Below are 21,316 nucleotides of genomic sequence, written 5' to 3' on the forward strand. Positions count from 1 at the left end.
CGAGCCGAACACCGCCACGAACACGACCACGACCCCCACTCCCACTCCCACTCCCACTCCCACTCCCACCTACGACGGAAGGCCCGACGTGACCGACACCCTCGCCCAGCCCGCTGCGACCACCACCGACGAGACGTGGTGGCGCCAGGCCAGCGTCTACCAGGTCTACCCGCGGTCGTTCGCCGACGCGGACGGCGACGGCATCGGCGACCTGCCCGGTGTGACGAGCCGCGTGCCGTACCTGGCGTCGCTCGGCATCGAGGCGGTCTGGCTCAGCCCGTTCTACCCGTCCGCCCTCGCCGACGGCGGCTACGACGTCGACGACTACCGCGACGTCGACCCGCGGCTCGGCACGCTCGCCGACTTCGACGACATGGTCGCGGCGCTGGACGGCGCCGGCATCCGCGTGATCGTGGACATCGTGCCGAACCACACGAGCGACCGGCACGCCTGGTTCCGCGAGGCCCTCGCAGCGCCGAAGGGCAGCCCGGAGCGGGACCGCTACGTCTTCCGCGACGGCACCGGCCCGGACGGCCAGGAGCCGCCGGCCGACTGGGTGTCGATCTTCGGCGGCCCCGCGTGGACCGCGGTCGGCGACGGTCAGTGGTACCTGCACAACTTCGCGAAGGAGCAGCCTGACCTGAACTGGGCGAACCGCGAAGTCCGCGACGACTTCCTGCACACCCTGCGCTTCTGGTCCGACCGCGGGGTCGACGGCTTCCGCATCGACGTCGCCCACGGTCTCGCGAAGGACCTGCCGGCCGGCGAACTGCCCACGTGGGCCGAGGTGCTCGCGAGCCCGAAGGACGGCGCGCACATCCTCTGGGACCGCGACGACGTGCACGAGATCTACGCCGAGTGGCGCCGGGTCTTCGACGAGTACACCCCCGCCCGCACCGCGGTCGCCGAGGCCTGGGTCGCCGCCGACCGCCGCGCCCGGTACGCCTCCGCCGAGGGACTCGGGCAGGCCTTCAACTTCGACCTGCTCGAGGCCGACTTCGACGCGCAGCAGTTCCGGACGATCATCGAGTTCAACCTCGGGCTCGCCGAGCAGTCCGGCTCGTCGACGACGTGGGTGTTCTCGAACCACGACGTCGTCCGGCACGCCACCCGGTACGCGCTCCCGGCCCGCAACGGCGCCGAGGAGAAGCAGGGCGCCGCGTGGCTGCTCGCCGGCGGCCGGCAGGAGGACCTCGACCGCGCCCTCGGGCTCCGGCGCGCGCAGGCGGCGACGCTCCTGGAGCTCGCGCTGCCCGGCTCGGCGTACCTGTACCAGGGCGAGGAGCTCGGCCTGCACGAGGTCGGCGAGATCCCCGACGCCGAACGACAGGACCCGGCGTTCTTCCGGAACCCAGGCGTCGACGTCGGCCGCGACGGCTGCCGCGTGCCGATCCCGTGGACCCGCTCGGGGCCGTCCTTCGGCTTCGGCACGGGCGGTTCGCACCTGCCGCAGCCGGCCTGGTTCGCCGACTCGTCGGTCGAGGCCGAGGACGCCGACCCGGACTCGACGCTCAACCTGTACCGGAAGGCCCTCGGCCTGCGCGGCCAGCTCCGGTCCGAGGAGCACCTCGAGTGGATCGAGACCGGCCGCGACGACGTGCTCGCGTTCCGTCGCCCGAACGGGTGGACGAGCGTGACGGTGTTCGGTGACGAGCCGTTCGCACTCCCCACCGGCGAGCTTCTGCTCGCCTCCGCGCCGGTGGCAGACGGCGCCCTGTCGGGTGTGGGGACCGCCTGGTTGCGTTCCTGACGGGACCAGCAGGCGGACGGGAGGCACGGTGCAGGCAGGCACCGTGCCTCCCGTCCGTCCCGGGGTCGCGTCCCGCACCCGGCGTGCCGTGCCGATCCGCGCGTGGGGTGCCGATCCGCGCGTGGGGTGTCGATCCGCGCGCGGGATGGCGATCCGCGCATGGGAGGTCGCCCCTTCCGACCCGCCATGCGCGGATCCGCCTCCCACGTCACCCGTGATGGGACAGATCGCTCAGGACGAGCTCACCGGCCCCGCGATCTCCCGGAGCGCGGCGAGGTGCGCCTGCCACGCGAGACGACCCGCCCGCGTCAGGGTCAGCGACGTCCGCGGGGTCCTGCCGACGTGCGCCTTGCCCACCGTGACGTACCCGGCCGCCTCGAGCGCGCTGGCCTGCTTGCTCAGCGCGGAGTCGGTGACCTCGAGCGCGTCCCGGACCTCGCGGAACGAGAGCGTCCCGGCCCGGTCGAGCGCTGCGACGACCGAGAACCGCACCGGGTTCTGCAGCAGGTCGTCGAGTCGGTGTCGCGGGTGCGAGCTGCTCATCCGCGGGACTCCCACGCGGCGCAGGCGAGCGACACGACGAGGACGAGACCGGACGTGACCGCCGACCACAGCACCGAGCCGTGCGCCCAGCCCACGACGGCGATCGCGGCGCAGTAGGTCAGCCCCCACGCGGCGACGTAGGTGATCCACCGCCGGCCGCGGGCGAAGGCGGCACGACCACGGATCGCGGCGCTGAACCACAGGACGAGCGCGAGCACGACGACGATCGTGCCGACGTACGCCGCCGCGAAGGCACGGCCCGCTGACATCCCCATCGCGAAGGTCCCGAGGGACGTCGTCGCGCCGAGGGCGACGATGAAGGCGACGTACGGCCACCGGACGGCGTCGTGCGTGCGACGGGCGAGACGGTCGGCGTGCGCGAGGAGCGCGCGGGCCTCGGACGGTTGCGGATCGGACATGGTTCCCCCTCTGGTCCCTCCCCACCCCGGGAAGTGTTCCCATCATGGCAACTACTTTCCAATGTGGCAAGTACCGGTACCCGGCGACCCCCGCCCCACCGTCGGTAGGGTCGGCACCATGAGCGGGGCGGACATCAGCGTGCAGGACTTCGTGATGCGCTTCGGCGACCGCGACGTGGTCGACGGCCTGTCCTTCGACGTGGCACCCGGCGAGACGTTCGGCCTGCTCGGCAGCAACGGCTCGGGCAAGACCACCACGATCCGGGCCCTGCTCGGCATCACGACCCCGACCGCCGGCACCCTGACGGTCGACGGCGTCCCGTACCGACCGGCGACCGGCGGCATCGGCTACCTGCCCGAGGAGCGCGGGCTCTACCGCAAGGAGTCCGTCATCGACGTGATGACGTACTTCGGCATGCTCCGGGGTCTGCGCCGTCCCGAGGCGACCGCGTGGAGCACCGCCTACCTGGAGCGCGTCGGGCTCGCGGACCGCGCGAAGCTCCGCGTGGACAAGCTCAGCGGTGGGCAACAGCAGAAGGTGCAGCTCGGCATCACGATCATGGACCGCCCGCGCCTGCTCATCCTCGACGAGCCGACGAAGGGCCTCGACCCGGTCAACCGCCGGCTGCTCCTCGACCTGGTCGCCGAGCGGAAGGCCGACGGCGCCACGGTCGTGCTCGTGACGCACCACATGGACGAGGTCGAGCGGTTGTGCGACCGGATCCTCCTGCTCAAGGACGGGCGCGCCGCCGCGTACGGCAGCATCCCCGAGGTGCAGGACGCCTTCGGCGGTGCGGTCGCACACGTGACGCTCGACGGCAGCGTTCCGGAGTCGCCGCTGTACCGGGTGGTCCGGCACGAGGGGCACGTGGCGTACCTCGCCCTGACCGACGCCGCCGCGCCGGACGGATCGGACGTCCTCGCCGCGCTCGTGTCCGCCGGGGTGCACGTGACCGGGTTCACGATGCGGCGGATCCCCCTCGACGAGATCTTCGTGCAGGTCTACGGCCACGACGCCGGGCACGACGACCTGCCCGCCACGAGCGAGCACGAGGAGACCAGCACCAGCACCGGCACCGGCACCGGCGCGAGCGGGGCAGCCGCGTGAGCCGCCTCGGGACGGTCGTCCGGTTCGAGTTCGTCCGCGCCGTCAAGAAGCCCGCGTTCTGGATCGGCACGCTCGCCCTCCCCCTGGTGGTGGTCGTCGTGTCGCTGCTCGTCGGGGTCGGCCAGGCCGCGGGTGCGGACTCGGTCAGCTCGAGCTCCTCGGCCGCGAAGACCCCGTTCCACTACGTCGACCGCTCGGGGCTCGTCGACCGCTCGGTCGCGGCGAGGTGGGGCGGCTCACCGTCCACCGACCCCGAGGCCGACCGGGCGGCTGTCCGTGCGGGGCGGCTCGACCTGTTCGTCGTCTACCCCAGGACCCCGTCGAGCACCCCGATCCACATCGAGGCCGCCGACCGCGGGCTCTTCGAGAACGGCGGCTACTCGACCCTGGCCGAGCGGGTCCTCGAGCAGAGCGTCGCCGCGTCGGTGGACGACCCGGAGTCGGTGTCGATCCTGCGCTCACCGCCGGACACCGACCTCCGCACCTGGTCGGACGGACACGTCGCGCCCGGCTGGCTGTCGATCGTGCCGCCCTTCCTGTACGTCGCGGCGTTCTTCGGCATCGTCGTGCTGCTCGCCACCCGCATGGTCACGGTGGTGGTCGAGGAGAAGGAGAACCGCATCTCCGAGATGATCCTGACGACGGTCACGGCGGGTGAGCTGATCCGCGGCAAGGTCGTCGCGATGCTGCTCGTCGGCTTCGTGCAGGTCGGGGTGTTCGTCGTGCCGGGCCTCGCCGTCGCGCTCGTCGGCCTGCCGCTCGTGGCCGCGCGACTCGGTGGCCTGACGGTGGACCCGTGGCGGATGGTCGTCGGCGCGCTGCTGCTCGTCGGCGGGGTCCTGCTCGCGTCCGGGTTGTTCGTGGCGGTCGGCGCCGCGGTCCCGTCAATCAAGGATGCCTCGACGCTGCAGTCCGCGGCGATCTTCGCGCTGATCATCCCGCTGTACGCCGCGTTCTTCGTGATGACCACCCCGGGGTCCCCGATCGCGGCGTTCTTCACCTACTTCCCGACCTTCACCCCGATCACCGCGATGGTCCGGAACGCCGTCGGGACGCTCACCCTCACCGAGTCCGTGGCGTGCATCGTCGAGGTGTTCGCCACCGCGGCGCTCCTGCTCTGGTTCGCCGAGTACCTGTTCCGCCACTCCATCGCCCAGTACGGCTCGAAGGTCACGCTGCGGCAGATCGCCGCCTGGCGGCGTCGCCGCACCCCGCGCACCGGTCGCTGACCGTCCCGTGGCCGGGTCGACGACGGCCTGGAGGCGCGGGGCGGGCCCGCCACGCGCCTCCAGGCCGTCGCCGGGCGCGCTCGTCTACCGGACCGCGACCTCGTCGAGGTCCCAGGCCGCGGTCTCCTGCTCCCGCCACCCGAGCCGCAGGGTGCGCACCGACCGGTCGTACTCGACCAGCACGTCCAGGTAGGGCCGCACGAGCATCTGGATCTGCAGTCCCTCGTAGACTGCCAGGAGCTGGGTCGCCGCTCGGTGCGCGGGGATCCCGAGTCGCTCGGTGCCCGCGCGCACGTCGGCCTCGAGGCCGCGCGTGAGCTCCTCGACGAACTCCTCGAAGCGCTTGCGGAACAGCTCCGCGAAGTCGCCGTCCGCGGCCGCGATCGTCAGGACGCCTGCCATCAGCCGGACGAGGCCGGGGTCGGCGACGTCCTCGGCCAGGGTCGTCCGGACGTGGTCGACCGTCGTCGCCGGGGTCGAGCGCCCGGTCCCCCGGAGCTGGATCCACCGGTCGTAGGTCACGAGCAGCAGGCCGTCCCACGACGGGAACAGGCGGTCGACGTCCTCGGGCGTCACCCCGCAGGTGTCCGCGACGACGACCGCGTCGACCATCTCGAAGGTGTACAGCCGGAAGGCGCGGATCGCACCGCGCACGATGCGTTCAGCGAGTGCCTCCTCGTCGACGAGGTGCACGTCGGGGACCGTCATCCGGACATTCCACAGGAGACCGCTCGTTCCTGTCACATCCTCGTTCGGGGGGTACCGCGGTGCACGGTCATCCCGGCCGCCTGGCCGTCCTGCCGGCGGCCCGGTGGTGCCTCAGCCGACGGTGATCGGCGCTGCCGACGGCCGGACGCGCTGGCGCATCCACACGAAGAAGCCGGTCAGCGTGAAGACGCCGTAGAAGACGTACATCAGGCCGGAGGCGTAGTACCCGGCGGAGAACAGCAGGGGCACACCGACCAGGTCCACGGCGACCCAGATCAACCAGAACTCGACCCAGCCCTTCGCCATGCCGTACGTCGCCAGGAGCGAGCCGACGAAGATCCACGCGTCGCTCCACACCGGCTCGTACGAGCCGAGGGCACGGAACACCGGGGTCAGGACCGCGGTGCCGCCGACCATCGCGAGGACGAGCAGCGCGCGGGTCCGCCACGAGGCCCAGCGGGGCTCGACCACGGTGACGGTGTCGTCCGCGCGGTGGGTCCAGCGGTACCAGCCGTAGACGCTCACGGCGATGAACATCACCTGGCGGCCGGCCTGACCGAGCAGGTTGACCGGGTTCGGGGTGTCGAACAGGGCGCCCATGAACACGGTGAAGAGCAGGGCGTTCCCGACGATGCCGACCGGCCACGCCCAGACCCTGCGGCGCATCCCGCCGAGGGCGCTGAGGAGTCCGAACACGTTGCCGATCACCTCGCGCCAGAGCACGGTCTGGTCGCCGATGACGAGCTGTGCGTCGAACAGCCACCGCACGATGCTCATGGGGCCCTCCTCGTTTCCGGACGGTGCAACGGTAGGGGCCCGACGCGCATTCCGGCGGTCGTGCGGCGCCGCGTGACGGGCTCGCGGTGTGCACGGCCCCGATACTCGGCTCCGGGCTACGCTCTGGGGTCGTGGCGGACGACGGCGGGACGGGCAGCGCGGCGGCAGCCGTCCAGCGCACGCGCGACCTGCTCGACGCCGCGGCCGACCGGCTCCGGGACGCCGGGGTGCGGGACGAGGCCCTCGCCGAGTACGTCGAGCCGCGCGCCGTGCTCGGGATCCGCCGCGACCCGACGATGCGACCGCTCGGCCGGGTGTGGCGCGTCGGTGCCCTGCTGCTCGGTTCGTCCGTGGAGACCACGGGCCGGGTCTGGGCCACCGCGCGCATCACCCGTGTGACCGATCCGGGCCGGACGCAGTTCGTGTCGGTGTCCGCCGAGGTGCGCCGCGCCTACCGGGCCGCCGCCGCGAAGGGGCACTTCCGCGAGAACGACACCGTGAACCACGGCGCGGTGCCGATCCCCCTCGACGACACCCTGGTCGACGCCGACGGTGTGCTCGCGGTCGTCGACGGCGAGCCGGTCGTCCGGTGGTCCCCCACCGCCGGCACGGTGCCGCTCGACGGGTACCTGCGCGACCGGGTGGCGCTGCTGGTCGATCCACCGCGGGGTGCGACGGACTGACCGCCCCGGGTCAGCCGCCGTACTGGGCCGTCGCCACGACGTTCGAGCCGGACTCGCGGCACGCGGTGGTGAGGAGCTTCTGCTGGAGCTCCCACTCCGGGCCGTCCTCCATCGCGAGGCCCTCGGTCGGGGCCGGATGCGCGTCGAGGTACCGCTGGACCGAGTCGATGGCCCGGGTCATCCGAGGGTCCGAGGACTGCAGGTGCTCGTAGCCGAACCGGGCCGACCGGACGAGGGCCAGCCGGTCGGACTCGCTGACCGCACCGACCTGCTGCCCTGCCGACGCGTTCAGGAGGACCGTGCTCAGCGCACTCACGGTTCCGCAGACCGACGCAGCGGACAGGTCCTGCTGCATCGGATCACTCGGTTCCTGCGTCTGCGCCGCACTCGGGGCCGCGGGCGTCTGGGCCACGGGCGTCTGGGCCACGGGCGCAGCGCTGTCGCCGGAGCCGGCAGCGCAGCCGGACAGCAGTCCCCCGGCGAGCAGGACGACCACGGCGGCGAACGGGCGGACGGTGCTCGGGATTCCCATGCGTCGATCCTGGCGGACCGGCACGCCGGAGTCGGCCGCGGTGACCGGATCGAGATCGCTCGATGCTGGATCGTGACCCGGCTCGACGGTGAGCCCGTCGGCGGTCAGTCGGCCAGGCGGTCGACCACGGCGGCTCGCGTCATCGCGTCGAGGCCGTCGTCGAGTGCGCCGCGGCTGGCGGACCACAGGGCCGACTCGACCAGCCGTGCCGTGCACCAGGCGGCGATCCGGTCGGCGGGCTCGCCGGTCGTGTCCGCGAGGACGACGACCCGATGCCGCACGGCGTGCAGGGGATCCTCCGCGCGGAACGGGTCGTCGACCTGCACGAGCAGCGGGCACAGGTCGTAGGCGGGGTCGCCGACCATCGGCTTCGGGTCGATGACGAGCCACGGCTCCCGCCCCGCCGCGAGCACGTTGCCGGGGTTCGCGTCGCCGTGCACGACCACCGACCGCACGGCACCGCTCGGCAGCGTGCGGAGCAGGTCTGCGCCGCGGCGCACGAGTCCCGGGTCGAAGGGCGGCGTGAGCTCGCGCATCCGGTCCTCGGCGAGCGACGCCCACCCGGTGGTGACGTCGGCGACGGACACGAAGGTGTCCTCGTCGGGGACCCCGGCGGCCCAGAGCCGGGTGAGCAGACCGCCGGCGGAGCGCAGGCGGTGTTCGGCCGACAGGTCGTCACGCTCCCCGAGCCGGGTGCCGGGATCGCAGTGCTCGAGCAGCAGCACGAAGGGATCGTCCGAGTCGACGTCGAGCAGGCGGACCGCTCCGGCTCCGTCCCACCAGGCGAGTGCCGCGGCCTCGTGCTCGGCCTCGTGGTGCGGCAGGGACAGCTTGAGGACGGCATCGCCACCGTCGGGCAACCGCACGGGCACGACGTGCGAGACGCTCCCGCCGGCGTACGGCTCGCCGGGACGCAGGTCCCAGCGCTCGACCGCTCGTGCGAGCCTGCGCGGGACGGACGCACGCCAGTCCCGCTCGGTCGGCCACATGCGCGCATGGTACCCGCCGCCGGACCGTGAGCGACCGGGCGGGCGCACCCCCGCGCCTCCTGTCCGACCCCCGAACGGGGTACGTCCTTGTCCGCCGCAGCACCGACTGCCGCGGCGTCCGGGCGGGTCTACCGTCTGTTGCGGGCGGCAACGGGGCCGCTCGACGACGAATCGAGCATCATGCAACGACGGATGAGCACGCTCCTCGCGACGATCACGGCGGTCGGCCTGGTCGGCGCCCTGGCGCCGGCCCTGCAGGCGCAGGCCGCTGTCCCGACCAGCGACGTCCCGGACTTCGGGGGCAACGTCAAGGTCTACGACCAGTCCACTCCCGCGTCGACGATCCAGGCCGACGTCGACGCGGCCTTCAACGCGCAACTCCGCAGCAGAACGGCACAGTTCGGCTCGCAGCGGTACGCCTTCCTGTTCAAGCCCGGCGGCTACGGGCGGGTCTGGGCGAACCTGGGCTTCTACACCTCGGTGGCCGGTCTCGGGAAGAACCCCGACGACGTGACGATCTCCGGCGCGCTCAACGTCGACTCCGGTTGGAACGCCGGCGACGAGAAGAACGCCACACAGAACTTCTGGCGGTCGGCGGAGAACCTCTCCGTGGCGCCCGAGGGCGGGACCGACCGGTGGGCGGTGTCGCAGGCCGCTCCGATGCGGCGGGTGCACATCAAGGGCAACCTGACCATGGGGCCGTCGAACCAGGACGGCGGGCAGGGGTACTCGTCGGGCGGCTACATCGCCGACTCGAAGGTCGACGGCACCGTCACGAGCGGGTCGCAGCAGCAGTGGTACACGCGGAACTCGACACTCGGCAGCTGGCAGGGCGGCAACTGGAACATGGTGTTCTCGGGGGTGCAGGGCGCGCCGGCGAACGACTTCTCGAAGAGCTACACCACCCTGTCGAGCACCCCGGTCACGCGGGAGAAGCCGTACCTGTACGTCGACTCGTCGAACAAGTACCACGTGTTCGTCCCGTCGCTGCGGACGAACTCCGCCGGGGTGACGTGGCCGAACACGCCGGGGACGGACATCCCGATGCGCAACTTCTACGTCGCGCACCCCGGTGACAGCGCGGCGACGATCAACACCGCGCTGGCGCAGGGGCTGAACCTGTTCTTCACCCCGGGCACGTACCAGTTGAACGCCGCGCTGAACGTCACCCGTCCGGACACCGTCGTCACGGGCATCGGGTTCCCGACGCTCGTGCCGACCGCCGGCAACGCGGTGCTCACCACCGCTGACGTCTCCGGCGTGAACGTGTCGAACCTGGTCGTCGACGCAGGCACACAGAACAGCGCGCAGCTCGTCCGACTCGGCACCAGCGGCTCGCACGTCGACCATGCCTCGGACCCGCAGAGCATCCAGGACGTGTTCTTCCGCGTCGGGTCGAGCATCCAGGGCAAGGCGTCGACGACGCTGCAGGTCGACGCCGACGACACGCTCGTCGACCACATCTGGGCGTGGCGGGCCGACCACGGCGGCGCCGCGACGGGCTGGAACGTCAACACCGGCGCGACGGGCGTCGAGGTGAACGGGGACGACGTGCTCGCCACCGGGCTGTTCGTCGAGCACTACCAGAAGTACGAGGTGCTCTGGAACGGCAACCGCGGTCGGACGATCTTCTTCCAGAACGAGATGCCGTACGACGTGCCGGACAACGCCTCGTGGCAGAGCCCGACCGGTGCCGGGTACGCGGCGTACAAGGTCGCGTCCGGTGTGACGAACCACGAGATCTGGGGCGGCGGCGTGTACTGCTTCTTCAACACGAACCCATCCGTGCACGCCGACCGGGCGTTCGAGACCCCGACGGGCTCGGGCATCCGGGCGCACGGGCTCGTGACGGTGTCGCTCGGGGACACGGGCACGATCTCGAGTGTCATCAACGGCGTCGGCGGGGCGGTTCCGACGCCGGTGGGCAACACGGCGCCGAACCGGCTCGCGTCCTACAACTGAGCGGGCCATCCGACCGACCGGGGCCGTCGACGACACCGGTCGCCGGCAGCCCCGGTCGCCGGCAGCCCCGGTCGCGGGCAACGCCCGGCGGTCGGGGCACACGCGCCGTCAGGCGGTCGTCACGCACCGCCGGTAGCGTCCGGGCATGGCACCCGAGCGCCGCAGCACCGAAGCCGGCAGCACCGTCCGCACCAGGCTCGTCCTCCCCGGGCAGTACGGGCCGCTGTTCGACGACGGCGGTCCGGTGCTCGTCGTCGAGGCCCGCGAGTTCTTCGACGCGCGGCCGATGCACCGCGCGAAGGCGCACCTGTGGCTGAGCGCCCTGCGCCACCGCGTCCGGGAGCTCGGCGACCGCGCCGAGCACGTGCAGGTCGACCGGCTGAAGGACGCCCTCGTCGGTCGCGACGACCTCGAGGTGGTCGACCCGCCGTCCCGGACCCTCCGCGCGCAGGTCCGGCACTGGGGCAAGGGCACCGCGATCCTGCCGAGCCGCGGGTTCATCACCGACGAGGCCGAGTTCGCCGAGTGGGCAGCGCAGGGCACCGGACGGTTCCGCATGGAGACCCACTACGAGCGGGTCCGCCGCCGCGAGGGCTGGCTGATGCGCTCGGAGAAGCCGATCGGCGGGAAGTTCAGCCTGGACGACCAGAACCGCGAGCCGCCGCCGAAGGGTGCGACGACGCTCGGGCTCCCCGAACCGTGGTGGCCGACCGAGGACGAGATCGACGACGAGGTCCGTCGCGACCTGGACCGGTGGGAGCGCGACGGCACCGTGCGCTTCGTCGGCAGGGACGACACCCGGCGCTTCGCGGTCACGGCGGACGAGGCCCGGCAGGCGCTCGACGACTTCGTCCATGTGCGCCTGGGTGACTTCGGCCCGTTCGAGGACGCCACGCTGACGAACGACTGGACGATGGCGCACTCGCTCCTCAGCGTGCCGATGAACCTCGGCGTGCTCGACCCGTTCGAGGTCGTCGAGGCCGCACTCGCCGCGCACCGCGACCACGACGCCCCGCTCGCCAGCGTCGAGGGGTTCGTGCGCCAGGTCGCCGGCTGGCGCGACTACGTCTGGCACCTCTACTGGTGGTTCGGCGACGACTACGGCGCCGAGGAGAACGCCCTCGACGCGCACGAGCACCTCCCCCGCTGGTGGCGGGAGCTCGACGCCTCGGAGATCGACGCGGTGTGCCTGAGCACCGCGATCGAGGGCCTGCACGACCACGGCTGGCTGCACCACATCCAGCGCCTGATGGTCCTCGGCAACTGGGCCCTGCAACGCGGCTACGACCCGGTGCACCTGACCGAGTGGTTCACCGACGTCTTCGTCGACGGCACCGACTGGGTCATGCCGGCGAACATCATCGGGATGTCGCAGCACGCCGACGGCGGCATGGTCGCGACGAAGCCCTACGCGTCGGGCGGCCGCTACATCGACCGGATGTCGGACCACTGCGGTGGCTGCCGCTACGACCCGACGAAACGGGTCGGCGAGGACGCCTGCCCCTTCACCGCGGGGTACTGGGCGTTCCTGTCGCGGACGGAACCCGCCCTCCGCAACAACAACCGGATGGCGCGTCCGCTCCAGCAGATGCGGAAGCTGGCGGACCTCGACCAGGTGGTGGCCCAGGAGGCGCGGCGCACCACCCCGTGAGGGTCGCCATCGCGACGTGACCACACACCGGACGGGAGGCGCGTGACGGGCCCGCCGCGCGCCTCCCGTCCGGTCCGGACCCGGCCCCGTCCGGTCTGCAGCCAGCCCGTCGATGGAGCAGACGACGTCGGGTCCGGTGCTGCCACCCGCCGGTTCCTGCTCCACCGACAGGGGGAGGCGGCCGCGCGAGCGGCGCCGGTAGGGTCGGGAACGTGAGCAACGAGGCATTCGACGACCGCTACGAGCTGCGCGAGTTCGCGCCGGGCACGGACGAGCAGGGGGCGCCGGACGCCGCGACCGACGCGTGGATGCATGCCGTCGGCCTCGGCTTCCACGAACCGCACCCGAACGACGAGGTCGCCGCGCTGATGGCCGAGGCGTTCGTCGCCGACCGCGAGACCTGGCTCGGCGTGCACGTCCGTCGTCCGCTCCCGGGGTCCGTCGACGAGACCTGGCCGGCCGGTACCTTCGCGTGGTTCCCGAAGTCCCTGAGCTGGGGCGACGGCCAGGCCGTCGAGACCCAGGCGATCTCGGCGGTGACCGTCCGGCCGACCGAACGCCGACGGGGCATCCTGCGTCGGATGATGACGCACGCGCTCGAGCGTGGCGTCGCCGAGGGCTACGCGGTGGCGTCGCTGACCGCGTCCGAGGGCACCATCTACCGGCGCTTCGGGTTCGGCTGCGCGATCCGCGAGCGAGCCGTCCGCGTCCGTCGGGCCCGGGCGCTGCCGTTCCTCGCGCCGACGACCGGCACCGTCAGCGTCGTCACGCCGGAGTGGCTCGCGGACGGGAACGCCCGCGCCGTGTTCGACCGGTTCGACGCGCGCACGCCGGGCTCCATGAAGCGGAACACGAGTACCTGGCCGATCGTCACCGGGTTGCGGAACGGCGACGGTGAGTCGGCGAAGGACGTCCGCGCCGCCGTGCACCGCCCGGACGGCGCCACCGACGCGGACGCCGTCGACGGCTACGTGACCTGGCGCGTCAAGGAGGGCTCCGGCCGCGACCAGGACACCGTGCTCGAGGTCGTCGACCTGGTCTACGCGACCGACGAGGCGTACCTGTCGCTGTGGGAGTTCCTGCTCTCGATCGACCTGAACGACGTGGTGTCGTACAAGCGCTCGCGCCTCGACGACCCGATCGTCGCCGCGCTCGGGGACAACCGGGCGTACGACGTCGACCACGAGGAGGACCACGTCTGGCTACGGGTGCTCGACGTGCCCGCGGTGCTGGCCTCGCGGCCGTACGCGGTCGACGGGTCGATCGTGCTCGCCGTCTCCGACACGATGGGCTTCGCGGCGGGCACCTACCGGCTGGACGTCGTCGACGGCCGCGGCACCGTGACCCGCACGGCCGCGGACGACTCCGGCGAGGCCGACGTGCGGCTCGACGTGGCCGACCTCGGCGCGCTGCTGATCGGCTCGGTGTCCCCGGTGACCCTCGCGGCGGCGGGGCTCGTGCGGGCGACGGACCCGGCGCCGACGGTGCTCCTGCGCGCGATGCTCACGCCGGCGCGAGCGCCGCACGGCATCACGTACTTCTAGGGGCGCGGCGGGGGCGGCGCGAGCGCGGCGCGGCCCGCAAGACGCAACGTGGGCGGGTCCTCGCAGCGACGTACCGCTGCGAGGACCCGCCCACGTTGCGTTCCGCGAGAGGAACCGCGGCGAGGGAGGCCGGGGACGAGACCCCGGCCTCCCGGGCGTCACTGCGCCAGGATCGCCGGGCTGGTGCCCGGCTGCATCCCGACGCCAAACGACGTCGCCGCGTCGTCGTTCGTGACCGACCAGAGGTCGCTGCTGTTCGTCTGGACGGCCACGACGTACCCGCTGCCGACCGCGGCGATCGCCGGGCTCGTGCCCGCAGCCATCCCGATGTCGAACGCGGTCGCCGCCTTGCCGTCGGTGATCGTCCACAGCTTGCCCGTGTTCGTCTGCACCGCGATGACGTACCCGCCGGACGGCTGCGCCAGGATCGACGGGCTCGTACCGGCGAGCATGCCGACGGGGAACGCCGTCGCCGCCTTGGTGTTCGTGACGCTCCACAGCGCGCCGGTGTTGGTCTGCACCGCGATGACGTAGCCGCCGTTCGCGGTCGTCGTCACGGACGGGCTCGTGCCGGTCTTCATCCCCACGCCGAAGTCCGTCGCGGCCTTCGTGTCGGTGATGCTCCAGAGGTCACCGGAGTTCGTCTGCACCGCCACCACGTAGTGCCCGCCCGCGGTCGCCGTGATCGACGGACTGGTGCCCGCGGCCATCCCGACCGGGAAGGCCGTCGCCGCCTTCGTGTTCGTGATGGTCCAGAGCGCGCCGGTGTTCGTCTGCACGGCGACCACGTAGCCTCCTCCCGACGTCGGGATGATCGACGGGCTCGTCCCTGCCTTCATGCCGACCGGGAAGGACGTCGCTGCACCGTCGGACGTGATCGTCCAGAGCGCGCCACCGGCGGCCTGGAACGCGGTGACGTACTTGCCGCCGCCGAGCGTGGCGATCGCAGGGCTCGTCCCGGAGGCGACGCCGACCGGGTACGCGGTCGCTGCCTTGCTCGCGGTGACGCTCCAGAGCTTCCCGGTGTTGACCTGCTCAGCCGTCACGTACGAGGTGGTGTGCACCGTGCCCGCCCCGGAACCGGAGCCGGACAGCGAACCGGTCGGCCGACCGACCACGTCCAGCAGCTGCTCCCCGGGCTCGGACCAGAGCGTCTGCTCCTTGACGCCCTCACCCGGAGCAGCCGCCGCCACCATGTACCCGTTGCCCAGGTAGATGCCGTCGTGCAGGAAGTTCCCCGAGGTCGTGCCGTTCGACGTCCAGAACAGCACGTCGCCGGGCTCGGCGTCCGCCCGGGACACGAGGTTCCCCTTGAGCGCGTTGAACTCGTCGCCGACGACGGGACGCGAGGTCCCGTTCGACAGGTCGATGCCCGCCTGGAGGTACGCCTTCCAGACCAGCCCGGAGCAGTCCCACTCCGTGGGTCCGTTGCCGCCGAGCACGTACTTGGTGTCGGCAGGCCCGCCGTCCGTCCTGCTCCACATGCTCTCCGCGTACGCGATGGCGCTGTTCGCCGCGGCGGAGGGCCCTCCCCCGGTGTTCAGGCCCGGTTGACTCGCGAGGGCCGGAGCCGCGAGGCCGACCGTCCCCGCGATGGCGACCGCGGCGACCGCGATCCCGATGAACGTCTTCTTCGCCCGCGAGCGCACCGTCGTCGGTGTCACCGCGGGATCCCCTTGAGAGTTGATCACGACCGAATGCTCGACCTGCCCCTGGCGCCCGACAAGTCCTGCGTTGGGAGGACCGCCGGGGGACGTCCTCAGCACCTGCGCGGCCGGTCCCGTGCGCAGGTGAGGGGAGTCTCAGCGACGCGCCCGGGATCCGCGCCGTGAGCGTGTGAGGGGACTCAGGCCCGGCGTCGGACCCGGGGGTCGACGAACGCGTAGACGACGTCGACGACCAGGTTCGCCGTGACGATCAACAGCGCCGAGAACACCGTGAAGCCGACGACGACCTGCAGGTCGAGCGTGTGCACGGCGTCGATCAGGAGCGCGCCGAGCCCCTGCATCGAGAACACCTTCTCGGTGATGACCGCACCGCCGAGCAACGACCCGAGGTCGAGCCCGAACAGCGTGACCACGGGCAGGATCGCCGTGCGCAGGCCGTGCCGGACGACGACCTGGCGCTCGCGCAGACCCTTCGCACGGGCGGTCCGGACGAAGTCCTGCGACATCGACTCGAGCATCTCGCCCCGGGTCAGCCTGGCGTAGATCGCCGCGCTGATGAACGCGAGCACGCACCACGGCAGCACGAGGTGCGTGACCCACCCGACCGGGTCCTCGGCGAAGGGCACGTACCCGCTCGTCGGCAGCCACCCGAGGGTGAAGCCGAAGAGCAGGATCGCGAGCAGCCCGATGAGGTACGCGGGCGAGGACACCCCGGCGACCGCGACGGTCATCACCGCACGGTCGGCGATCGTCCCGCGGCGGAGCGCTGAGACGGTCCCGCCGGCGACCCCCGCGACGAGCCAGAGCACCGCGGCGCCGATCGCGATCGACGCGGTGACGGGCAGGCGCGACGTGATGAGGTTCGTCACCGAGTCGTGCAGCTGGAACGAGTACCCGAAGCACGGCGCCGCGCACGAGATCGTCGAGGCGCCGGAACCGAACGTGCGGCCCGTGAAGATGCCGCCGAGGTACGCCGCGAACTGCGCGAACCACGGCTTGTCGGTGCCGAGGAACGCCTGCACGTCGGCCAGGCGCTCGGGTGTGCACGGCTTGTCGCAGATCGCCCGCGCGGGGTTCGTCGGCAGCAGCATGAAGAGCGCGTACGTGATCGCCGCGACGACGAGCAGCACGACGACGGCTCCGAGGATGCGGACGGCGAGGAACCGGGCGGCGTTCACCGGGCACCCCCTCGCGGGTCGAGGGCGTCGCGCAGGGCGTCACCGAGCACGTTGAAGGCCAGGGTGATGAGGAACAGTGCGGCTCCGGGGAAGACGAGGTACATCGGGTCGGTCTGCACCCAGCCGATCGCGTCACCGATGCTCCGGCCCCACGAGGGTGTCGGCGGCGTGACCCCGACGGCGAGGAACGACAGCGCGGCCTCGGCGCCGATCATCGACGGGATCGAGATCGTGGCGTAGACGGTGATCGTGGCGGCGAGGTTCGGCAGCAGCTGCGTCCGGATGACGTGCCAGCGCCCGGCGCCCATCGCGGTCGACGCCACGACGTAGTTCCGGGTGACGAGCGAGAGCGTCTGCCCCCGGACCACGCGGGCGACGGCGGGCCAGCCGAAGAACCCGATCACGAGCACCACGAGGAGCGGCTTCGGGAACGACGTCGGCACCACCGCGGTCAGCGCGATCATGAACACGAGCGACGGGAACCCGAAGATGACGTCCACCACGCGGGACAGCACCCGGTCGTACCAACCGCCGAGGAACCCCGTGGTCACGCCGACGAGCACGCCGATCACGATCGACATCGCGGTCGCGGCGAGCCCGATGCCGAGCGACGTCCGCGCGCCGTAGGTGACGATCGCGAAGAGGTCACGGCCGGTCAGCGGCTCGACACCGAACCAGTGATCACCGCTCACCCCGCCGAGGGCACCGCGGGGTGCACCGAAGTCGTTCAGCGCGTCGACGTGGTACGCGTAGGGGTCCTGGCCGCTGACGAGCGCGATGAGCGGCGCCGCCAGGGCGACGACGACGAACACCACGATGACGACCGCGGCACCGACGGCCCACCGGTCGCGCCGGACGCGGCGGACGACGGCGCGGAACCCGGTCGAGCGTCCGGCGGCCGCGGAGACCGGGCTGTCGACGACGTTCGCGGTCACGGTGCTGCTCCTTCCCACGCACGCCAGGCCTGCCGGCGCTCGGCCTGCCGCACCGGGTCGGCGACCGGCGCCGCCGCGAGCAGCATGCGCGTGTAGTCCTGCTGCGGGTCGTCGAGGACCCGGTCGGTGGTGCCCCGCTCGACGATCCGGCCCTCGTGCAGCACGACGACGTCGTCCGCGAGCTGCCGGACGACCGCGAGGTCGTGGCTGACGAGCAGCATGCCGAAGCCGAACTCCTGCTGCAGCCGCGCGAGCAGGTCGAGCACGGCCGCCTGCACCGTGACGTCGAGGGCGCTGGTCGGCTCGTCGGCGATCACGAGCGCCGGGCGCAGGGCGAGCGCCCGCGCGACGGCGACGCGCTGCCGCTGCCCGCCGGACAGCTGGTGCGGGAACCGCTCGGCCCACGTCGGGTCGAGCTGCACGGCGGCGAGCAGTTCGCCCACCCGCGCGGCACGGTCGGCGGCGGAGCCGGCCCCGTGCACGAGGAGCGGCTCGGCGATGCTCCACCCGATGGTCTGCCGCGGGTTGAGCGAGGAGGCCGGGTCCTGGAACACGATGCCGACCCGGCTGCGGAGGTCGCGGAGCCGCTTCCCCCGCGCGGTGCGCAGGTCGGCGCCCTCGACCGCGACGCTGCCGTGCACGACGGGGACGAGCCCCGCGAGCGCACGACCGATGGTCGACTTCCCGGAGCCGGACTCCCCCACGAGCCCGAGCGTCCGCCCGGCGTGGAACTCCAGGTCGATCCCGGAGACGGTCGGGTCGCCGCGACGCGCGTAGCGCACCGCCACGTCGCGCAGCTGCGCGACCACCCCCTCCGGACGGGAGGCACGGGTCGTCTCCGCCCCGCCCGCCGCAGCCGCCGGGGCGGACGCGCCACGGGCCTCCCGGCCGGGGTCCGACTCGAGGGCCGGGACCGCGTCGAGGAGCTGCCGCGTGTAGGCGGCGGCGGGGTGGGCGAACACCTCCGCGACCGTGCCCGTCTCGACGGGGTCGCCCCGGCGCATGACGAGCACCTCGTCCGCGACGTCCGCGACCACGCCCATGTCGTGGGTGATGAGCAGGACGGCGAGCGAGCGCTCCCGGCCGAGCGTGCGGAGCAGGTCGAGGATGCCCGCCTGCACCGTGACGTCGAGCGCGGTCGTCGGCTCGTCGGCGATGAGCGCGACCGGGTCGCCCGCGAGCGCCATCGCGATCATCGCGCGCTGCAGCTGCCCGCCCGAGAGCTCGTGCGGGTACGCCTTCCGGATCCGCCGCGGATCACGGAGCCCGGCTGACCGGAGCAGCTCGTCGACCCGGGCCGAGACGCCCGCGCGGTCGAGGTCGGTCGGGTGCGCCCGGACGGCCTCAGCGATCTGCGTGCCGATCGACAGCACCGGCGTGAACGAGTTCATCGGTTCCTGGAACACCACGCCGATGCCGGCACCGCGGACCGCCCGGAGCCGCTCCGCCGACGCACCGACGAGTTCGTCGCCGCGGAAGCGGACGCTGCCGGTCACCCGTGCCTCGGGCGGGAGCAGCCCGAGCACGCTCATCGCGCTCACGGACTTGCCCGACCCGGACTCGCCGACGAGCGCGAGGACCCGGCCGGGCGTCAGCGTGAAGGAGACGTCACGGACGACGGGCTCCGCGTCGCCGAACGCGACGCGGAGCCCCTCGACCTCGAGCAGCGGTGCACTCACTTGGCGAGCGAGACCTTGAGGTAGTTCGGGTACGCCGGGAAGTCCGCGATGCGGAAGTTCTCGACGTTCGAGCCGGCCAGGAAGGACTGCTTCGCGTAGATCAGCGGGACGACGGGGGCGTCCGCCATGATCTTCTGGTCGGCCTCTGCCCACAGCTTCTGGGCGTCGGACTGGTCGATCGTGCCGGTGGCCTTCGCGATGAGCGCGTCGACCTCGGGGTTCGAGTACTTCGAGACGTTGTAGCCGCCCCCGCCGATCTGCGACGAGTCGTACAGCGGCTGCAGGTTGGCGTTCGCGCTCGGGAAGTCCGGCTGCCAGCTCGACAGGGAGAGGTCGAAGTCGGTGCCGTTCGTGGTCGCCTGCGTGAAGGAGTCGTAGTCGAGCGGCTTCAGCGTCACCTGGATCCCGGCGCGCTTGAGCCCGGCCTGCAGTGCCTGCGCCTGGGCGAGGTACGTCGGGTCGTTCTGCGACACGAGGGTGAGCTTCAGGTCCTCGGCGCCGGCCTCCTTGAGGAGCTCCTTCGCCTTGTCGACGTCACCCGTGGCGCTCGTCTTGTACAGGTCGTAGTCCTTGCGGCCCGCGATGCCCGGCGTGATGAGCGTCGAGGCGTACTCGCCCGCGAGCGCGCCACCCGCGGCGATCCGGAACGACTTGCGGTCCACCGCGTACTGCAGCGCCTGGCGCACCTTGAGGTCCTGGAGCTTGCCGCGCTGCGTGTTGATCGCCATGTAGGTGATCGGGCCGGCCTTGCTCGTCGCGAGGCGGTCCTGGGCGGACGGGTTCGCGCGGACCTGGTTGAGCTCGGCGGCGCCGAGGTAGATCGCGCCGAACGAGTCCTTCGCGTCGCCGTTGTCGGCGATCAGGCTCTGCGTGGTGGTCGAGGCGTCCTGCGACTCCTTGAACACGATCTTCGACGGCCCCGCGGTGCGGATGCCGTCGGTCTTCGCGCTCCACTCCTTGTTGCGGACGAGCGTGACCTGCGAGCCCTGCGTGTTCGACTCGATCTGGTACGGGCCGGACGACACGGGCTTCGCGTCGTAGGCGCCGGTGTCCTTGCCGTCGCCCTCGGGGACCGGGGCGAACGCCGGCATCGACGCGAGCCACGGCCAGTCGCCGTACGCGCTGTCGAGCTTGAAGACGATGGTCTTGTCGTCCGGGGTCTCGATGCTGTCGAGGGTCTTGCCCTCGAACGGACCCTGGTACTGGCTGCCGCCGACCAGGAGCGACTTGTGGTAGCTCAGGCCACCGGTCAGGTTCGGCGCGAACGAGCGCTCGATCCCCCACTTGATGTCCTTGGTGGTGATCGGGGTGCCGTCCTGGAACTTCAGGCCGTCCTTGAGCGTGTACGTCCAGGTCTTGCCGCCGTCGCTCGACTCACCGGTCGTGGTGGCGAGGTCCGGGACGACCTTCGCGGTCTTGCCCGGCTCGACGTCCCACGTGGTGAGGCGGCGTGCGACGAGGCCCATCGACGTGATGCCGAGGCTCTGGCTCGTGGCCGGGTCGAAGTGCAGCGCGGTCTGCGGCGTGAGGATGTTCAGCGTGCCGCCCTTGGTGGTGCCGGACGATGCGTCGTCCGATGCCCCGCCACCCGAGCAGCCGGTCAGCACGAGGGCTGCGGCGGCGGCGACGGCCGCGGTGATGGTCAAGCGCTTGGGGCGGTGCATGGCGTCCTGCTCCTCGTCGGGGGGTGGGGGTGTCGCTGCGCCCGGGCGGTGGGCCGGCGGGCGGTCCATCCTGGCACCGGGCCGGGGCGGGGTCCGAACCCTCGCGGGGTCCGGATGACACGCAACGCAACATTGCATGGCGCAACACGACAACGCGTGTGACCCGAGCGTATTCCCGGGTGGTCCGGCGCGCGCGGCGGGTGGTCGCGCCGGCTCGGTTGCGTCCGTCGCGCCGGCACGGTCCGCCGCGTTGTGCGGTTGCGTCCGTCGCGTTGCGCTGCACGGCCTGGAGGCTCGG

At 72.3% G+C, this 21,316-nt stretch carries 18 protein-coding genes; 7 read left to right on the forward strand and 11 right to left on the reverse strand.

The genetic code is table 11. From position 1 onward, the window contains the following. Window positions 1–88 precede the first annotated feature (88 nt). On the forward strand, window positions 89–1,750 hold the full coding sequence (locus DEU32_RS06560) for a glycoside hydrolase family 13 protein (RefSeq protein ID WP_114849814.1): 1,662 nt from the start codon (window positions 89–91) through the stop codon (window positions 1,748–1,750). Between the two features lie 231 nt (window positions 1,751–1,981). On the opposite strand, the gene DEU32_RS06565 is transcribed toward DEU32_RS06560, so the two are convergent. Both DEU32_RS06565 and DEU32_RS06570 read right to left on the reverse strand, forming a co-directional pair. Then, window positions 1,982–2,293: a transcriptional regulator gene (locus DEU32_RS06565; RefSeq protein ID WP_058742312.1), complete on the reverse strand. Its 312-nt coding sequence runs from the start codon at window positions 2,291–2,293 to the stop codon at window positions 1,982–1,984. Beyond that, complete coding sequence (locus tag DEU32_RS06570) at window positions 2,290–2,712, reverse strand: hypothetical protein (protein ID WP_058742313.1); 423 nt, start codon at window positions 2,710–2,712, stop codon at window positions 2,290–2,292. Before DEU32_RS06570 ends, DEU32_RS06565 begins: the two co-directional genes overlap by 4 nt. A 118-nt stretch (window positions 2,713–2,830) precedes the next feature. Between DEU32_RS06570 and DEU32_RS06575 the strand changes: the two genes are divergently transcribed. Both DEU32_RS06575 and DEU32_RS06580 read left to right on the forward strand, forming a co-directional pair. After that, the gene (locus tag DEU32_RS06575) at window positions 2,831–3,820 is read left to right on the forward strand and encodes an ABC transporter ATP-binding protein (RefSeq protein ID WP_229666661.1); all 990 of its coding nucleotides are present in this window, start codon (window positions 2,831–2,833) and stop codon (window positions 3,818–3,820) included. Next, window positions 3,817–5,049: an ABC transporter permease gene (locus DEU32_RS06580; protein ID WP_114849815.1), complete on the forward strand. Its 1,233-nt coding sequence runs from the start codon at window positions 3,817–3,819 to the stop codon at window positions 5,047–5,049. The genes DEU32_RS06575 and DEU32_RS06580 overlap by 4 nt, the downstream gene beginning before the upstream one ends. 84 nt (window positions 5,050–5,133) lie before the next feature. Here DEU32_RS06580 and DEU32_RS06585 read toward each other — a convergent pair whose 3' ends face one another. Then, entirely contained in the window at window positions 5,134–5,757 is a 624-nt protein-coding gene (locus DEU32_RS06585; RefSeq protein WP_114849816.1) for a TetR/AcrR family transcriptional regulator, read from the reverse strand. Between the two features lie 111 nt (window positions 5,758–5,868). Then, entirely contained in the window at window positions 5,869–6,534 is a 666-nt protein-coding gene (gene pnuC, locus DEU32_RS06590; RefSeq protein ID WP_114849817.1) for a nicotinamide riboside transporter PnuC, read from the reverse strand. Window positions 6,535–6,665: 131 nt separating this feature from the next. Here pnuC and DEU32_RS06595 point away from each other — a divergent pair, with 131 nt between their 5' ends. Further along, window positions 6,666–7,217, forward strand: coding sequence for a hypothetical protein (locus DEU32_RS06595; protein ID WP_114849818.1), 552 nt, complete (start codon window positions 6,666–6,668; stop codon window positions 7,215–7,217). A gap of 10 nt (window positions 7,218–7,227) precedes the next feature. On the opposite strand, the gene DEU32_RS06600 is transcribed toward DEU32_RS06595, so the two are convergent. Then, window positions 7,228–7,749, reverse strand: a complete 522-nt coding sequence (locus DEU32_RS06600; RefSeq protein ID WP_114849819.1) for a hypothetical protein — start codon at window positions 7,747–7,749, stop codon at window positions 7,228–7,230. Window positions 7,750–7,853: 104 nt separating this feature from the next. Beyond that, window positions 7,854–8,738, reverse strand: a complete 885-nt coding sequence (locus DEU32_RS06605; protein WP_114849820.1) for an aminoglycoside phosphotransferase family protein — start codon at window positions 8,736–8,738, stop codon at window positions 7,854–7,856. Window positions 8,739–8,930: 192 nt separating this feature from the next. Here DEU32_RS06605 and DEU32_RS06610 point away from each other — a divergent pair, with 192 nt between their 5' ends. The 3 genes from DEU32_RS06610 (at window position 8,931) to DEU32_RS06620 (ending at window position 13,895) form a co-directional block, all read left to right on the forward strand. After that, on the forward strand, window positions 8,931–10,700 hold the full coding sequence (locus DEU32_RS06610; protein WP_114849821.1) for a hypothetical protein: 1,770 nt from the start codon (window positions 8,931–8,933) through the stop codon (window positions 10,698–10,700). A 145-nt stretch (window positions 10,701–10,845) separates the two neighbouring features. After that, complete coding sequence (locus DEU32_RS06615; protein ID WP_114849822.1) at window positions 10,846–12,351, forward strand: cryptochrome/photolyase family protein; 1,506 nt, start codon at window positions 10,846–10,848, stop codon at window positions 12,349–12,351. Window positions 12,352–12,563: 212 nt separating this feature from the next. Further along, window positions 12,564–13,895 carry a GNAT family N-acetyltransferase gene (locus tag DEU32_RS06620; protein ID WP_114849823.1) on the forward strand — a complete coding sequence of 444 codons (1,332 nt, stop codon included), beginning with the start codon at window positions 12,564–12,566 and terminating at the stop codon, window positions 13,893–13,895. A 158-nt stretch (window positions 13,896–14,053) separates the two neighbouring features. On the opposite strand, the gene DEU32_RS06625 is transcribed toward DEU32_RS06620, so the two are convergent. From DEU32_RS06625 to DEU32_RS06645, 5 genes are all read right to left on the reverse strand, one after another. Beyond that, the gene (locus tag DEU32_RS06625) at window positions 14,054–15,559 is read right to left on the reverse strand and encodes an NlpC/P60 family protein (RefSeq protein WP_141862440.1); all 1,506 of its coding nucleotides are present in this window, start codon (window positions 15,557–15,559) and stop codon (window positions 14,054–14,056) included. 182 nt (window positions 15,560–15,741) lie between these two features. Beyond that, window positions 15,742–16,740 (reverse strand): ABC transporter permease, encoded by a 999-nt coding sequence (locus tag DEU32_RS06630; protein WP_058742326.1) that lies wholly within the window; start codon window positions 16,738–16,740, stop codon window positions 15,742–15,744. After that, window positions 16,737–17,675 (reverse strand): ABC transporter permease, encoded by a 939-nt coding sequence (locus tag DEU32_RS06635; RefSeq protein ID WP_114849825.1) that lies wholly within the window; start codon window positions 17,673–17,675, stop codon window positions 16,737–16,739. Before DEU32_RS06635 ends, DEU32_RS06630 begins: the two co-directional genes overlap by 4 nt. After that, window positions 17,672–19,354 carry an ABC transporter ATP-binding protein gene (locus DEU32_RS06640; protein WP_114849826.1) on the reverse strand — a complete coding sequence of 561 codons (1,683 nt, stop codon included), beginning with the start codon at window positions 19,352–19,354 and terminating at the stop codon, window positions 17,672–17,674. The genes DEU32_RS06635 and DEU32_RS06640 overlap by 4 nt, the downstream gene beginning before the upstream one ends. Next, on the reverse strand, window positions 19,351–21,018 hold the full coding sequence (locus tag DEU32_RS06645; RefSeq protein WP_181819216.1) for an ABC transporter substrate-binding protein: 1,668 nt from the start codon (window positions 21,016–21,018) through the stop codon (window positions 19,351–19,353). The genes DEU32_RS06640 and DEU32_RS06645 overlap by 4 nt, the downstream gene beginning before the upstream one ends. Window positions 21,019–21,316: the final 298 nt, after the last annotated feature.

The organism is Curtobacterium sp. AG1037 (assembly GCF_003349855.1).
Taxonomy (GTDB): Bacteria; Actinomycetota; Actinomycetes; order Actinomycetales; family Microbacteriaceae; genus Curtobacterium; species Curtobacterium citreum.

Bases quoted from the DNA above. Each gene is read 5' to 3' on its own strand.
- DEU32_RS06565 (WP_058742312.1), bottom strand. From the start codon at position 2,293: ATGAGCAGCTCGCACCCGCGACACCGACTCGACGACCTGCTGCAGAAC.
- DEU32_RS06570 (WP_058742313.1), bottom strand. From the start codon at position 2,712: ATGTCCGATCCGCAACCGTCCGAGGCCCGCGCGCTCCTCGCGCACGCC.
- DEU32_RS06575 (WP_229666661.1), top strand. From the start codon at position 2,831: ATGAGCGGGGCGGACATCAGCGTGCAGGACTTCGTGATGCGCTTCGGC.
- DEU32_RS06585 (WP_114849816.1), bottom strand. From the start codon at position 5,757: ATGACGGTCCCCGACGTGCACCTCGTCGACGAGGAGGCACTCGCTGAA.
- pnuC (WP_114849817.1), bottom strand. From the start codon at position 6,534: ATGAGCATCGTGCGGTGGCTGTTCGACGCACAGCTCGTCATCGGCGAC.
- DEU32_RS06600 (WP_114849819.1), bottom strand. From the start codon at position 7,749: ATGGGAATCCCGAGCACCGTCCGCCCGTTCGCCGCCGTGGTCGTCCTG.
- DEU32_RS06605 (WP_114849820.1), bottom strand. From the start codon at position 8,738: ATGTGGCCGACCGAGCGGGACTGGCGTGCGTCCGTCCCGCGCAGGCTC.
- DEU32_RS06610 (WP_114849821.1), top strand. From the start codon at position 8,931: ATGAGCACGCTCCTCGCGACGATCACGGCGGTCGGCCTGGTCGGCGCC.
- DEU32_RS06615 (WP_114849822.1), top strand. From the start codon at position 10,846: ATGGCACCCGAGCGCCGCAGCACCGAAGCCGGCAGCACCGTCCGCACC.
- DEU32_RS06645 (WP_181819216.1), bottom strand. From the start codon at position 21,018: ATGCACCGCCCCAAGCGCTTGACCATCACCGCGGCCGTCGCCGCCGCC.